This is a genomic window from Ancylobacter tetraedralis (genome assembly GCF_014195655.1).
In the GTDB taxonomy this organism is placed as follows: domain Bacteria; phylum Pseudomonadota; class Alphaproteobacteria; order Rhizobiales; family Xanthobacteraceae; genus Ancylobacter; species Ancylobacter tetraedralis.
Genome location: NZ_JACICD010000010.1, coordinates 19,370 through 33,067 on the forward strand (window position 1 = coordinate 19,370; position 13,698 = coordinate 33,067).

The 13,698-nt window shown below is 66.7% G+C and carries 12 protein-coding genes; 7 read left to right on the top strand and 5 right to left on the bottom strand.

The features are described from left to right. Positions 1-49: 49 nt before the first annotated feature. The 4 genes from fdhE to fdnG form a co-directional block, all read right to left on the bottom strand. Positions 50-961 (bottom strand): formate dehydrogenase accessory protein FdhE, encoded by a 912-nt coding sequence (gene fdhE / locus FHS55_RS19680; RefSeq protein WP_183191500.1) that lies wholly within the window; start codon positions 959-961, stop codon positions 50-52. 207 nt (positions 962-1,168) lie between these two features. Then, the gene (locus FHS55_RS19685; protein WP_183191501.1) at positions 1,169-1,876 is read right to left on the bottom strand and encodes a formate dehydrogenase subunit gamma; all 708 of its coding nucleotides are present in this window, start codon (positions 1,874-1,876) and stop codon (positions 1,169-1,171) included. After that, the gene (fdxH, locus tag FHS55_RS19690; RefSeq protein WP_183191502.1) at positions 1,873-2,880 is read right to left on the bottom strand and encodes a formate dehydrogenase subunit beta; all 1,008 of its coding nucleotides are present in this window, start codon (positions 2,878-2,880) and stop codon (positions 1,873-1,875) included. The genes FHS55_RS19685 and fdxH overlap by 4 nt, the downstream gene beginning before the upstream one ends. Positions 2,881-2,895: 15 nt before the next feature. Further along, positions 2,896-5,985, bottom strand: coding sequence for a formate dehydrogenase-N subunit alpha (gene fdnG / locus FHS55_RS19695; protein WP_183191503.1), 3,090 nt, complete (start codon positions 5,983-5,985; stop codon positions 2,896-2,898). A 242-nt stretch (positions 5,986-6,227) separates the two neighbouring features. On the opposite strand from fdnG, the gene FHS55_RS19700 reads away from it, so the two are divergent. The 3 genes from FHS55_RS19700 to selD all read left to right on the top strand — a co-directional run bounded on the left by FHS55_RS19700 (position 6,228) and on the right by selD (position 9,176). Next, positions 6,228-6,830: a TlpA disulfide reductase family protein gene (locus FHS55_RS19700; RefSeq protein ID WP_183191504.1), complete on the top strand. Its 603-nt coding sequence runs from the start codon at positions 6,228-6,230 to the stop codon at positions 6,828-6,830. 14 nt (positions 6,831-6,844) lie between these two features. Next, positions 6,845-7,969 (top strand): transglutaminase-like domain-containing protein, encoded by a 1,125-nt coding sequence (locus tag FHS55_RS19705; RefSeq protein WP_183191505.1) that lies wholly within the window; start codon positions 6,845-6,847, stop codon positions 7,967-7,969. Positions 7,970-8,111: 142 nt separating this feature from the next. After that, positions 8,112-9,176: a selenide, water dikinase SelD gene (gene selD, locus FHS55_RS19710; protein ID WP_183191506.1), complete on the top strand. Its 1,065-nt coding sequence runs from the start codon at positions 8,112-8,114 to the stop codon at positions 9,174-9,176. Here the strand turns inward: selD and FHS55_RS19715 are convergent. Beyond that, positions 9,110-9,520, bottom strand: coding sequence for a winged helix-turn-helix transcriptional regulator (locus FHS55_RS19715; RefSeq protein ID WP_343056292.1), 411 nt, complete (start codon positions 9,518-9,520; stop codon positions 9,110-9,112). The two genes, selD and FHS55_RS19715, sit on opposite strands and share 67 nt — an antisense overlap. A gap of 165 nt (positions 9,521-9,685) precedes the next feature. Here FHS55_RS19715 and FHS55_RS19720 point away from each other — a divergent pair, with 165 nt between their 5' ends. From FHS55_RS19720 to FHS55_RS19735, 4 genes are all read left to right on the top strand, one after another. After that, positions 9,686-10,540: an SDR family oxidoreductase gene (locus tag FHS55_RS19720; protein ID WP_183191508.1), complete on the top strand. Its 855-nt coding sequence runs from the start codon at positions 9,686-9,688 to the stop codon at positions 10,538-10,540. A 392-nt stretch (positions 10,541-10,932) separates the two neighbouring features. Next, positions 10,933-12,114 (top strand): MFS transporter, encoded by a 1,182-nt coding sequence (locus FHS55_RS19725; protein WP_183191577.1) that lies wholly within the window; start codon positions 10,933-10,935, stop codon positions 12,112-12,114. Between the two features lie 18 nt (positions 12,115-12,132). Beyond that, complete coding sequence (locus FHS55_RS19730) at positions 12,133-12,963, top strand: aldo/keto reductase (protein ID WP_183191509.1); 831 nt, start codon at positions 12,133-12,135, stop codon at positions 12,961-12,963. A gap of 151 nt (positions 12,964-13,114) precedes the next feature. Continuing rightward, positions 13,115-13,684: a TetR/AcrR family transcriptional regulator gene (locus FHS55_RS19735; RefSeq protein ID WP_210287085.1), complete on the top strand. Its 570-nt coding sequence runs from the start codon at positions 13,115-13,117 to the stop codon at positions 13,682-13,684. Positions 13,685-13,698 lie beyond the last annotated feature (14 nt).

The following is a 13,698-nucleotide window of genomic DNA, read 5'->3' on the forward strand; positions in this document are numbered from 1 at the left end:
GCGCGAGAATGTCGGCGGGGGGCGTATCGGCGTCCATCGTCGTGCCGCCTCAATAGCCGAGCAGGAAGGCGTTGAACGCCGCGCGCCGGTAGGGGCCCTCGCGCATCATCAGATCGAGGCCGAGCGAGCCGATATCGTCGGCCATCGGCTCGATGGCGACGTCCTTGTTCTGATACATCACCTTCACATAGGTGCGGCACTCGTCGCAGGTTTCGGCCTTGATGGTGCCGGGGCTGCCCTCGATCTCCTGATAGCCGATACCCTTGGTGGAGCCGCAGGAGCAGCAGCGTATGCGCACATAGTTCCACAGGGTGGAGCACAGCGAGCAGGCGCAGAAGCGGTTGCCGTGCGCGTTCGGCCATTCCACGATCAGCGAGGCGACCGGCGGGCCGCCGCAGGCCGGGCAGACGCCATCGCCCACCGGCACCAGTTTTTTCGCATCGAGGCCGGCGGCGAGGCGGGCGAAATGCACCTGCAGCGCGCTCGCGACATAGACGTGCTCGGCCAGTGTCTCCATCGGCAGGTCGTGGGCGAGCACGTCGCGCACCATCTGGGCGCGTTCCGTGCCGTCGGCGAGCCGCACCCGCGTCAGCGCGGCTTCCGCCTCCTGCGGCATGGCCAGCCGCGCGCTGGCATCGAACAGCGCATCAAGGGTCGCCTCCAGCGTATCGTCCAGCTTGAGGCCGGGGCGATCGAGCGGAGGCATGCCGAAGCCGCTCGCGCGCTCGACCGCCTCGGCATTCGGCCCATTGACCGGCGGCAGGGACGGAACGATGGCGGCCTGCGCGTCGACCAGCCCGGCGACGAAGGAGAGGTAGGCCGCCATCGGGCTCACCGCCGCATAGGCACGCAGCCGCGCCGCGCGGGCGGCGAACAGCGTGGCGGGGTCGGGCAGAACCGCGAAGGGCGGCGTCGAGAGATTGCCGATCGCGGTGGGATCGGGCTGCAGATTGGCGGACATGTTCCCTCACGAACCGCACGGGCCACGTGGATACGCACGGACAAGACGCGCAAACGGTGGACACGCACTTCCCTGCGCATTCCCGAAAATGGCCGCGCCACCCGGGAACGCCTGATATAGGACGGATCGTCGATCCTGCGACGGGCCGTCTGTTCACATCATCCCGAGCCGCGCGATAGGGCGCCCGGTATCCGACGCGGGACCGGGCTATTCGGCCGGGGCACGCGGCTTGCGGCTCACCAGTTCGCGCAGCCATTTGCGGTGGTGGCGCCAGGCCCAGCCGCCCGTCACCTCGCCGCGCGTCATCGCACCGATCGTGCCCTTCACCCAGATCGCCGCATAGACGTGGATGATCCAGACGCAGATGATCACCACCGCCGCCATGGCGTGGACCAGAATGGCGACGCGCTTCTGCGGGATGGTGGTGAGATCATAGAAATACTGGTCCCACATCGCGATGCCGGAGACGATCAGCACGATGATCAGCGCCGACATCGCCCAGAACACGCCCTTCTGGCCGGCATTGTACTTGCCGACCTCCGGCATCTTCTCCTCACGCCCCGCCAGCAGGTCGTTGGCATGGGCGAGCCAGGTCACATCCACTCGCGCCGGCAGGTTGGCCCGCCAGAACCGCACGAACAGGATGGCGAAGGAACAGAACAGCACCACGCCGATCCAGGGATGCAGCGTGCGAGTCCATTGCCCCCCGCCGAACAGGCCGGTGAGGAAGAACAGGCGCGGGGTGAACAGCGCCATGCCGGACAGCGCCAGCACCACGAGGCTGATGGCGGTGATCCAGTGATTGATGCGCGCGGCCAGCGTGTAGCGCGCCACATGCACCGGGCGGCCCGGCCGGACGGCATCGCCCGGCTCGATGTCCTCGGGCACTTCGGGCGGCAGGTTTACGGAGGTCATGTCGCCCTCCCCTCATGGCCGGCCGGCCCCGATGGCGACGCCGGCGGGGGAGCGGATGGCGGACCCTTGCCCTCGGTGAGCTTCTGCGCGTTCTCCTCGTCTTCCGCCGTCACCCGGTTGGGACCGGCCACCACATAGTGGAGGAGGCCCGCGGCGGCGGCGAAGCCCATGGCGGCGAGACCGACATATTTGGTCACGCCCTTCCAGGCATCGACGATGGGCGAAATGCGCGGATTATCCGGCAGGTTGGCATAGATCGACGGCTGGTCGGCATGGTGCAGCACATACATCACATGCGTGCCGCCCACGCCCTGCGGATCATAGAGTCCCGCATTCTCGAAGCCACGCGACTTGAGGTCCTTGATGCGGAAATCCGCCCAGTCCTTCATCTCCTGCTTGGTGCCGAAGACGATGGCCTGGGTCGGGCAGGCCTTCTGGCAGGCTGGGCCCTGGCCCACCGCCACGCGATCCGAGCACAGCGTGCACTTGTAGGCGGTGTGATCGACCTTGGAGATGCGCGGAATGTTAAACGGGCAGCCCTTGATGCAATAGCCGCAGCCGATGCAGTTCTCATGCTGGAAATCGACGATGCCGTTCGAGTACTGCACGATCGCGCCCGGCGAAGGGCAGGCCTTCAGGCAGCCGGGATCCTCGCAATGCATGCAGCCATCCTTGCGGATGAGCCATTCGAGATTGTCGGTCTCGGGATTCACCCACTCGGTGAAGCGCATCAGCGTGAACGTGTCCGGCGTCAGGTCCATGGGGTTGGTGTAGACCCCGTGGTTGAAGCCGATCTCCTCATGGAGATTGTTCCATTCGAGGCAGGCCGACTGGCAGGCCTTGCAGCCGATGCATTTCGACACGTCGATGAGCTTGGCCACCTCGGTCAGCCGCTCGGCGGGCGGCGTGACCTCGGAGGCGGAGCGGCGCAGGATGTCCTTCTCGCCGAAGCGCGGCTTTGCGGCCTCGGGGGAGACGGACGGGTTCGGAATCGGTGGAAACATCGTGCCGCCTCCCTCTTATGACACCGCCGGACCGGCGGAGGCTTCGATGTTGACGAGAAACGCCTTGAACTCCGGCGTCTCGATATTGGCGTCGCCGACGAAGGGGGTCAGCACATTCGCCGGGAAGCCCTTGCGGGCGGCGCCGACGAAACCCCAGTGGATCGGGATACCGACCACGTGGACAATCTTGCCGTCGATCGTCATCGGCTTGATCCGCTTGGTGACGACCGCCTTGGCGAAGAGCGAGCCGCGCATCGACCACACCCGCACCCAGCCGCCCAGCGCGATGCCCTTGTCGCGGGCAAGCTCCTCCGAAATCTCGACGAACTGTTCCGGCTGCAGGACCGAGTTCACATGGTTGTTCTTGGTCCAGTAGTGGAAATGCTCGGTGAGACGGTAGGTGGTCGCGGCATAGGGGAAGTCGGGCGAGGCGGTCTGGGCGAACTGCTTCCAGTCATCCTTGAACACGCGCGACACCGGATTGCCCACGATCTTCGGGGCAATGACATTGGCGACCGGGCTCTCGAACGGCTCGTAATGCACCGGGAACGGCCCGTCGCGCATCATCTTGCGCACGAACAGTCGGCCGGAGCCTTCCGCGTTCATGATGAATGGGCCGACATCTCCCGGCTTGGCGGTGGGCGCGATGTCCGGCACGTCGTAGCCGGTCCATTTGGCGCCGTCCCACTCGATCAGCTTGCGCGAGGGATCCCACGGCTTGCCCTCGAGGTCGCAGGAGGCGCGATTATAGATGATGCGCCGGTTGGCCGGCCAGGCGAAGGACCATTTGAGGTAGGCCCCGGTATCGCCCGGGTCGGAATTGTCCCGGCGCGCCATCATGTTGCCCGCCTCGGTCCAGCAGCCCGAGAAGATCCAGCAGCCCGACGCGGTGGTGCCGTCGTCGCGCAGCACGCCGAAGCCCGGGAGCTGCTTCCCCGCCTCCAGGATCTTCTTGGTCGGGTCGTTGGGATCGAACACGTCGACCAGGGCCGAACCGTTCATCTCCCGCGCCAGTTCCTCCGGCGTCGGCTCGTCCGGGTCCTTGTAGGACCAGTTAAGATTGACGATCGGGTCGGGGAAGGCGCCGCCATCGCGGGCGTAGAGCGCCTTCAGGCGGAGGTGGATCTGCGCCATGATCCAGGTGTCGGTGCGCGCCTCGCCGGGAGGCGAGCCGCCCGGCCAGTGCCATTGCAGCCAGCGTCCGGAATTGACCAGCGAGCCCTCGTCCTCCGCGAAGCAGGTGGTGGGCAGCTGGATCACTTCCGTCTGGATCGAGGACGGGTCGGTCTTGTTATAGACGCCGTGATCCTCCCAGAAGCGGGCCGTCTCGGTCTGGAGCGGGTCCATGACCACGAGCAGCTTGAGCTTGGAGAGCCCCTCGCTGAGCTTGGCCCGGTTGGGGAAGGCCTGCAGCGGGTTGAAGCCCTGGCAGAAATAGAGGTTGATCTCGCCTTTTTTCATGCGCTCGAACATGCGCAGGATGTCGTAGTTCGGCACGTCGAGCTTGGGCAGGTAGTGATAAGCCCAGTCGTTCTCGGCCGTGGCCGCATCGCCATACATGGACTTCATGAAGCTGACGAAGAACTTCCTGTAGTTCTGCCAGTAGCTCATCTGGTTCGGCCGCAGCGGCTTGAAGCCGCGCGTCGACATGTACGTGGCGAAGTCGGGTTCCTTGTCCACCGGCAGGTTGAGATAGCCGGGCAGCATGTTGGACAACAGGCCGAGATCGGTCAGCCCCTGGATGTTGGAATGGCCGCGCAACGCGTTCATGCCACCGCCGCGCACGCCGATATTGCCAAGGATAAGCTGCAGCATCGCCATGCCGCGGATGTTCTGCGCGCCCTTGGAATGCTGGGTCCAGCCGAGCGCGTACATCGACGTCATGGTCTTGGTCGGCGAGGAGCACTCGCCCACCATCTCGGCGATGTGCAGGAACTTGTCCTTCGGCGTGCCGCAGATGCGTTCGACCAGCTCGGGCGTGTAGATGGAGACGTGCTGTTTCAAGAGGTTCCACACGCAACGCGGATGCGTGAGCGTGTCGTCGACCACGGCATAGCCGTCCGGCCCGATCTCATATTCCCAGGTATCGCGGTTATAGTCGCGCTTTTCCTCGTCGTAGCCGGTGAACAGGCCCTCATGATACTCGAAGCCTTCCTTCACGAGGAAGGAGGCGTTGGTGAAAGCCTTGGTATAGGCCCACTGGACCTTGTCGTTCTGGATGCACCAGTTGATCAGGCCCATGAGGAAGGCGATGTCCGACCCCTGCCGGATCGGCGCGTAATAGTCCGCCACCGACGCCGAGCGGTTATAGCGCGGGTCGACCACAATGAGCTTGGCGCCACGGTTGGCTTTCGCCTCGGTGACCCATTTGAAACCGCACGGATGCGCTTCGGCGGCATTGCCGCCCATGATGATGACGAGGTCGGTATTCTTGATATCCGTCCAGGAGTTCGTCATGGCACCACGGCCGAATGTTGGGGCGAGACTCGCCACCGTCGGGCCGTGTCAGACGCGCGCCTGATTATCGAATCCAAGCATCCCCGTGGAACGCACCACCTTGTAGGTGGCGAAGGCGGTCTCGTTCGTGGTGGCCGAGGCCGCCAGGAAGCCGGCGGTCAGCCAGCGATTGACGGTGACGCCGTCCTTGTTGGTCGCGACGAAATTGGCGTCGCGATCGTGCTTCATGGCATGGGCGATCTTGTCGAGCGCCGCGTCCCAGGAGATCGGCTCGAAACGGTCGGAGCCGGGCTTGCGCACCATCGGCTGGGTGAGGCGCGTCTCGCTCTTCACGATGTCGCGCAGCGCCGCGCCCTTGGGGCAGAGCGTCCCGCGATTGGTGGGGTGGTCGGCATCGCCCTCGATATGGACGATATCGGCCTTCTCACCCTTCCGCAGGTCGCCCTTGGAAAAGATGATGATGCCGCAGGCGACCGAGCAATAGGTGCAGGTGTTGCGCGCTTCCGTCGTGTTGGCCAGATGGAACGGCTTGATGAATGCGGCAACCGCCGCCTCCGCCTCGCCGAACCCGAAGGCTCCCAGCGTCGTGCCCGCGATCCCCGCACCCGACGTTTTCAGAAACGACCGGCGCGAGAGTTCCATGTTCATCGAGGACCTCCCGAAACTCTCATTGCAAAGCCCATCGCACGATAGGCGTATCCAATCGAAAGCCTATTTTTTAGCGGCTCCAATGTCAAACCAACGAAAGGTGAAGGACCAACAAAAACCCGTGTAATTCCAAGTCACTCGCTCCAGTGACGGGCATTTTGGAAATGCTGCGCCGCACGCCCGGGCCAGCGAGGCAGGCAGTGGATTGACGCTGCCGAGCGCCGGGGGCATGGTCGCGCGCGATGTTTCTGCATCAGGCTCCCGCGTGCCGGGGCACCCTCGGATCTCTCCTTGTCGCCGCGTTTCTTGCCCTAGCGTCAATAGCGCTTGGGGCACCGCGGGCGCTTGCCCAGGAGCCGCCTCTGCCTGCGGGGAGCGAGGCTCCGGCGCTCACCCTGCCGACACTGGCGAACGGGCTCCAGCGGCTGGATGCGCTGCGGGACAAAATCGTCCTCGTTCACTTTTTTGCGACCTGGTGCGAGCCGTGCCGGGAAGAGATGGCCGGTCTGGCCCGGCTGGTGGCGCGGATGCAGGATCGCCCCTTCGCCGTGCTGGCAATCGACATCGGCGAGCCGGAACTGCGGGTGCGCCGCTTCTTCGAGAATGCGCCCGTCCCCTTCCCCATCCTCCTCGACGAGGACCGCGCGACCATGAAGGCGTGGCAGGTCGCCGTGCTGCCGACCAGCTTCGTTCTCGACCGCTCGCACCGGGTGCGCCTCTACGCCGGCGGCCCGGTCGACTGGGACGATCCGGCCGCCGCACATCGGCTCGAAAGCCTCGAACTCGAAAGCCAGAACCCGGCGAGCGCGCCCCTCGATGGCACGCTGCCACCCCTCAACGACTAAGCGGGAAAAACCACATGACCAGTCGCCGAGAACTCCTCAAGGCCGGCGCGGCCCTCGCCGCCGCCACCCTGGCGCCGTCCCAGCTCTTCGCGCAGACGGCCGCCGCCGGCGCCGTCTTCGCGCCCAGGCCCGACAAATGGCGCCGCTTCGACGTGGTGACGACGCTGGAGGTCGCCCCCGTCGAGGGCAAGGCCGGCCCGGCGCAAGCGTGGGTGCCGCTCCCGTCCTATACCGCGGCCGACTGGTTCAAGCCGGGCGAGAGTAGCTGGAAGACCAATGCCGCCAGCGCGAAGGTGGTGAAGGATCCCCATTACGGCACGGAGCTTCTGCATCTCACCTGGGCGCAGGGCGAAAGCGCGCCGCGCGTGGAGATCACCTCCTCCTTCGCCACCCGCGACCGCGCCACCGACTTCGCCCGGCCCGGCAACGTCGCGCCGCTCTCAAGCGCCGATCGCGCGCTGTTCACCGCGCCGACCGACCTGATCCCGCTCGACGGCATCGTGAAGCAGACCTCCGACACGATCACCGCCGGCAAGGCGAGCGACCTGGAGAAGGCGCGCGCGATTTACGAGTGGGTGGTCGAGAACACCTATCGCAACGCCGCCACCCGCGGCTGCGGCACCGGCGATGTCGCCTCGCTGCTCAAGAGCGGCAATCTCGGCGGCAAGTGCGCCGACCTCAACGCGCTCTATGTCGGGCTGGTGCGCGCCGCCGGCATTCCCGCCCGCGACATTTACGGCATCCGCGTCGCCCCCTCCGCTTTCGGCTACAAAAGCCTGGGCGCCAATTCGCCGACCATTTCGAAGGCCCAGCATTGCCGCGCCGAAGTGTGGCTGGACGGCTTCGGCTGGGTGGCGACCGATCCCGCCGACGTGCGCAAGGTCGTGCTGGAGGAGCCCCCGGGCAAGAACGCGATGGACGACGCCAAGGTGCTCGCCGCCCGCAAGGCGCTGTTCGGCGCGTGGGAGGGCAACTGGCTCGCCTATAATGACGGCCACGACATCGCCCTGCCCGGCTCGAACGGCCCCAAGCTCGGCTTCCTCATGTACCCGCAGGCGGAAGTGGCGTCGCTGCGCCACGATTGCCTGGATCCCGACGCCTTCAAATACTCGATCACCGCCAGCGAACTCGCCACCTGAGCGACACGGAAGCTCCCTCTCCCCCGCGGGGGAGAGGGTTCGGGTGAGGGAGAAGACCGATCCGCGGCCGAAAGCCCCTCACCCGCCGCGACGCGGCGACTTCTCCCCGTCGGGGAGAGATAAAGAACACGAGGAGTGAGCCATGCTCGACACGCCCGCCGACACCACCCCGTTCCGCCTCACCAGCCTCGCCCATGGCGGGGGCTGCGGCTGCAAGCTCGCGCCCTCGGTGCTGCGCGAATTGCTCTCGGAACAGCCGGCTGCGGGCCCGTTCGAGCGGCTGCTGGTCGGCACCGAGACGGGTGACGACGCGGCGGTCTGGCAGCTGGACGACGACACCTGCCTGATCGCTACCACCGACTTCTTCATGCCGATGGTGGACGATCCCTATGAGTTCGGCCGCATCGCCGCCACCAACGCGATTTCCGATGTCTACGCGATGGGCGGCAAGCCCCTGCTCGCGCTCGCCATTCTCGGCATGCCGCTGGGCAAGCTGGAGCCGGCCATGGTGCGCGAGATCCTGAAGGGCGGTGCCTCCATCGCGGCGGAAGCCGGCATTCCGGTGGCGGGCGGCCATTCCATCGATTGTCCGGAGCCGATCTACGGGCTCGCGGTGATCGGCACCGCCAGCCCGTCGGCGATCCGCAAGAACAGCACGGCACGGGCCGGCGACGTGCTCATTCTCACCAAGCCGCTCGGGGTGGGCATCTATTCCGCCGCCTTCAAGAAGCAAGCGCTCTCCACCCCCGCCTATGCCGAGATGATCGCCTCGATGACCAAGCTCAACCGTATCGGCACGGAACTGGGCAAGGAGGTAAAGGTGCATGCGGTGACCGACGTCACCGGCTTCGGCATTCTCGGCCACGGGCTGGAGGTGGCGCGCGGCGCGAAGCTCGCGCTTGAAATCGAGGTCGCCGCGCTGCCGCTGCTGGCGGAAGCCGAGGAACTGGCGCGGCAGGGCTTTGTCACCGGCGCCTCGCATCGCAACTGGGCGAGCTATGGCGAAAGCGTACGCCTTCCCGAGGGGCTACCCGACCACCAAAGGCACCTGTTGACCGACCCGCAGACCTCGGGCGGACTGCTGGTCGCGGTCGCGCCGGACGCGGCCGAGCGGATGCTGGGCGCGATCCGGGCGGCAGGCTATGCGGATGCCGCCATTATCGGCCGGGCGGTGGAGGGCGAACCGTCCGTAACCGTGCTAGCGTAGCGCTGGCGGGCGTCCCGCACCGCCTGGTGATTGGCCTCGGCCCAGGCGACCAGCGCACGCAGCGGCGCCATCAGCGAGCGGCCGAGCTCGGTGAGAGCGTAGTCCACGCGCGGCGGAATGGTGGGATAGACCGTGCGCGTCACCAGCCCGTCCGCCTCCAGATGACGCAGGGTCTGCGCCAGCATGCGCTGGGAAATATCCGGGATCGCCCGTCTCAAGACGGTGAAGCGGCGCGACCCCTCTTCCAGTTCGCTGAGGATGAGAACACTCCAGCGATCGCCGATGCGGTCCAGCACGTCGCGCGTCGGACATAGCTGCTGAAGCGCTTCTTTATCAATTTTCACAAGCACTTATCCGATCTCCCCCCGCCCTGTTGCCGACCCGCCGGTTACTGCCCGCATACCGACGCACTTTGAAAACCCTTCTTGCCGGCTCGCTTCCAACCTGCATGTTACTCTCATTTGGTAACCGACGCGACCCGCCGGGCCGTCCAACAGGAAGCCGTCGCCATGACCGTCATCACCGCCGCCAGCGGAAAGCTGGGCCAGACCCTCGCCAGCGCCTTCAAGGCCAAGGGCCTCGCGGGCAGCGTCAAGCTCGCCGCGCGCGCGCCCGAGAAGCTCGCCGCGCAGCAGGCTCAGGGCTTCACGATCGTCGCCGCCGATTATGACGACCCGGCGAGCCTGCAGGCCGCCTTCGCCGGCGAGGACGTCGCCGTCATCATTTCAAGCGTCGGCCCGAATGAGGTGCGCATCGCCCAGCACCACAACGCTATTCAGGCCGCCAAGGCCGCCGGCATCCAGCGCATCGTCTACACCGGCGCCACCAACCCGGCCGACGCCAGCCTGTTCGACTGGGCCAAGGCGCATGTGGCGACCGAGGCCGAACTGAAGGCGTCGGGCATCGCCTACACGATCCTGCGCGACAATTCCTATTTCGCCAATAATGACGCGCTCTTCGCCAATGCCAAGGAGAGCGGCGTGCTGCCCTTTACCGGCATCGAGGCGAAGGTCGCCTACGTCTCGCATGAGGACGTGGCCGACGCGATCGTCGCCGCCGTCACCGGCACCGGCCATGCGAACCGAATCTACGAGCTTTCGGGCCATGAGGCCTATTCGGCCATCGAACTGGCCGCCATCCTGTCCACCGTCACCGGCAAGAAGATCACGGCGCTCGACGTGCCGGTCTCGGCCTTCGAGGCGCAGTTCCGCTCCTATGGGCTGCCCGAATTCGTCGTCACCGGCGTCGGCAGCTTCTATGCCGCGCTGGGCGCGGGCGAATATGCGCAGACCTCGACGGATGTCGAAACGCTGACCGGGCACGCGTCCACCACCGCGCAAGCCTATCTCGCGCGCTTCGCCTGAGCGAGCTCGGCCCCCGGCACGCGGACCCGCGGCCTGGCACCAGAACGGAACAACCAGCCGGCGCAGCGGTGACGATGCGCCGGCTGTGCATTTTCGTGCGTGACCGCGGGGGATGGCGCGCAAGACGATACCCGGCGCAAGACGATACCCGCCGCGAGACGATACGCGACGCGAGACGCAACCCGCCCCGGCCACGCGCCCGTGCAAAGGACCGCTCGCGGCGTCGCGGCGTTTGCTTGTGAAAGAAATTCACAGCTCCTGGTCCATCATGGCGGCTTATCACGCACGCCGGTGGCACGCATATTCGGGCCAACCCAACCCATATCCAGCTGGCGCCGGGCTCCCTGCGGGCCGACGGCGCGCGGAGGCCTGTTTTCATGTCGCCAACCCGAATGCCGCCGGCGCTGTTCGCGCTCACCATCGCCGCCTATGCGATCGGCACCACGGAGTTCGTCATTGTCGGCCTGCTGCCGACCGTGGCCGCCGATCTTCACATCACCCTGCCGCTCGCCGGCCTCATCGTCAGCGTCTACGCGCTCGGCGTCACCTTCGGCGCACCGATCCTCACCGCGCTCACCGGGCGGATGGAGCGCAAGACGCTTCTGCTCTCGCTGATGGGCCTGTTCATCATCGGCAACAGCGCCGCCGCGCTCAGCCCGAGCTACGAGACGCTGCTGGTGGCGCGGGTGATTTCCGCCTTCGCGCATGGCGTGTTCTTCTCGGTCGGCGCCACCATCGCCGCCGACCTCGTGCCGGCCGACCGCCGCGCCTCCGCCATCGCGCTGATGTTCATGGGGCTGACGGTCGCCATCGTCACCGGCGTGCCGCTCGGCACCTTCATCGGCCAGACCTTCGGCTGGCGCGCCACCTTCTGGGCGGTGGCCGGGCTGGGCGTGCTCGCCCTGCTCGCCATCGCCGCGCTGCTGCCTGCCAACCTCGCCCGCGCCGAACCGGCCCGGCTGATGGACCAGCTGCGCGTGCTCGGCTCCGGGCGGCTGCTGCTGGTCTATGCCATGACCGCGCTCGGCTATGGCGGCACCTTCGTCGCCTTCACCTACCTCGCCTCGATCCTCGAACATGTCACCGGTTTTGCGGCCTCCAGCGTCAGCCTCATCCTGGTGGTCTATGGCCTCGCCATCGCGGTGGGCAATATCGCCGGCGGGCGCATCGCCGATCGCGACCCGGTGAAGGCGCTGACCTTCCTATTCCTCGCCCAGGCCGCCGTGCTGGCGCTGTTCACCTTCACCGCCGTGTCGCCCTGGCTGACCCTGCCGACGCTGGCCGCGCTCGGCTTCCTGTCCTTCGCCAATGTGCCGGGCCTGCAGATCTACGTGGTGGAACTCGCCAAGAAGCATCGTCCCGGCGCGGTGGATGTCGCCTCGGCGCTGAACATCGCCGCGTTCAATCTCGGCATCGCCATCGGCGCCTGGGTCGGCGGCCTCGTCGTCGCCTCCCCGCTCGGCCTCGGTGCCACGCCCTGGGTCGGCGCCATACTGGTGGCCGGCGCGCTCGGCCTCACCCTCTGGAGTGGCGCGCTCGACCGTCGCGAGACACTCGTCGCCCGCACCGTCTGATCCCAAGGAGACAATCCAATGCAGCCCTATGTCAGCGCCAACGGCGCGCACATTCCCGCCCTCGGCTACGGCACCTTCCGCCTGTCGGGTGCCGATACGCTGCGCATGGTGCCCCATGTGCTCCAGCTCGGCTTCCGCCATATCGACACCGCGCAGGCCTATGGCAACGAGGCCGAGGTCGGCGAGGGCATCCAGGCTTCCGGCGTCAACCGCGCCGACATCTTCCTCACCACCAAGGTATGGGTCGACAAGTTCGGCCATGACGCGCTGATCGCCTCGGTCGAGGAGAGCCTGAAAAAACTCAAGACCGACTATGTCGACCTGCTGCTGCTGCACTGGCCGGCCGGCCATGCGCTGCCCGAGCCCGTCGGTGCGCTCAACGCGGTGGTGAAGGCCGGCAAGGTGCGCCATATCGGCGTATCGAACTTCAATGTCGCGCAGATGCAGGAGGCTATCGGCCTCAGCGCCGCGCCGCTCGTCACCAACCAGGTCGAATACCACCCCTTTCTCGACCAGAGCCCGATCATCACCGCCGCCCGCGCGGCGGGGCTGTCCATCACCGCCTATTTCGCCATGGCCGACGGCAAGGTGTTCACCGACCCGGTGCTGAAGGACATCGCGGGGGCCAAGGGAAGGAGCGTCGCACAGGTGGTGCTGCGCTGGGTGATCCAGCAGGATGGGCTCATCGCCCTGTCGAAGACCGCCGGCGAGGCGCGCGCGGCGGAGAATTTCGCCATCTTCGATTTCGAGCTGTCGCGCGACGAGATGGCGGCGATCCACACCCTGGCCCGCCCGGATGGGCGCATCGTCAGCCCGGCCGGCCTCGCGCCCGTCTGGGATGCCGCCTGAGCCATCACCGCCCCCCGCTGCCCCCTCCTCCCCGCCCGCCATTGGCGGGCGGGTCCGCATTCACCCGCATCCATTCGCATTTGCTTTCGCGGGACTTTCCGTTGAATAAGGAAAGAGGGGGGAGCTTACAGCGGGGCTGTTGCGGAGGTTCATGGTGCGGGTCTCGAAGGCGAAGGTGGCGGAGCATCGCAGCGCCATCCTGGAATCGGCCTCCCGGCTGTTTCGCGAACGCGGATTCAACGATGTCGGCGTCGCCGAGATCATGCAGGCCAGCGGGCTGACGCACGGCGCCTTCTATGGCCATTTCCGTTCCAAGGCCGATCTTGCCGGAGCGGCCTGCCGCGAGGCCTGCGCCGAGGGCGTGGACAACTGGAAGCACTCCGGCGACATCGCCACCATCCTCGACCGCTATCTCTCCATCGCCCATCGCGACAATCCGGCTCGTGGCTGCGCGCTCGGCGCGTTCGCCGGCGATATCGCCCGGCAGGGGCCGGAACTGCAGCACGACTACGCGGAAGCGATCGAGCGCTTCCGCGGCGTGATCGAGCAGCACCTGACCGACAATGAGCCGGAGGTCCGCCGGCGCAAGGCGACGACCATCCTCGCCACCATGGTCGGCGCCCTCACCATGGCGCGCGGCATCGCCACGGCCGATCCCGCCCTCTCCGCCGCCATCCTCGACGATGTGCGCCTGCAGCTGCGGGCCTGCTTCGGCGTGTGACGCGGCAGGTCTGC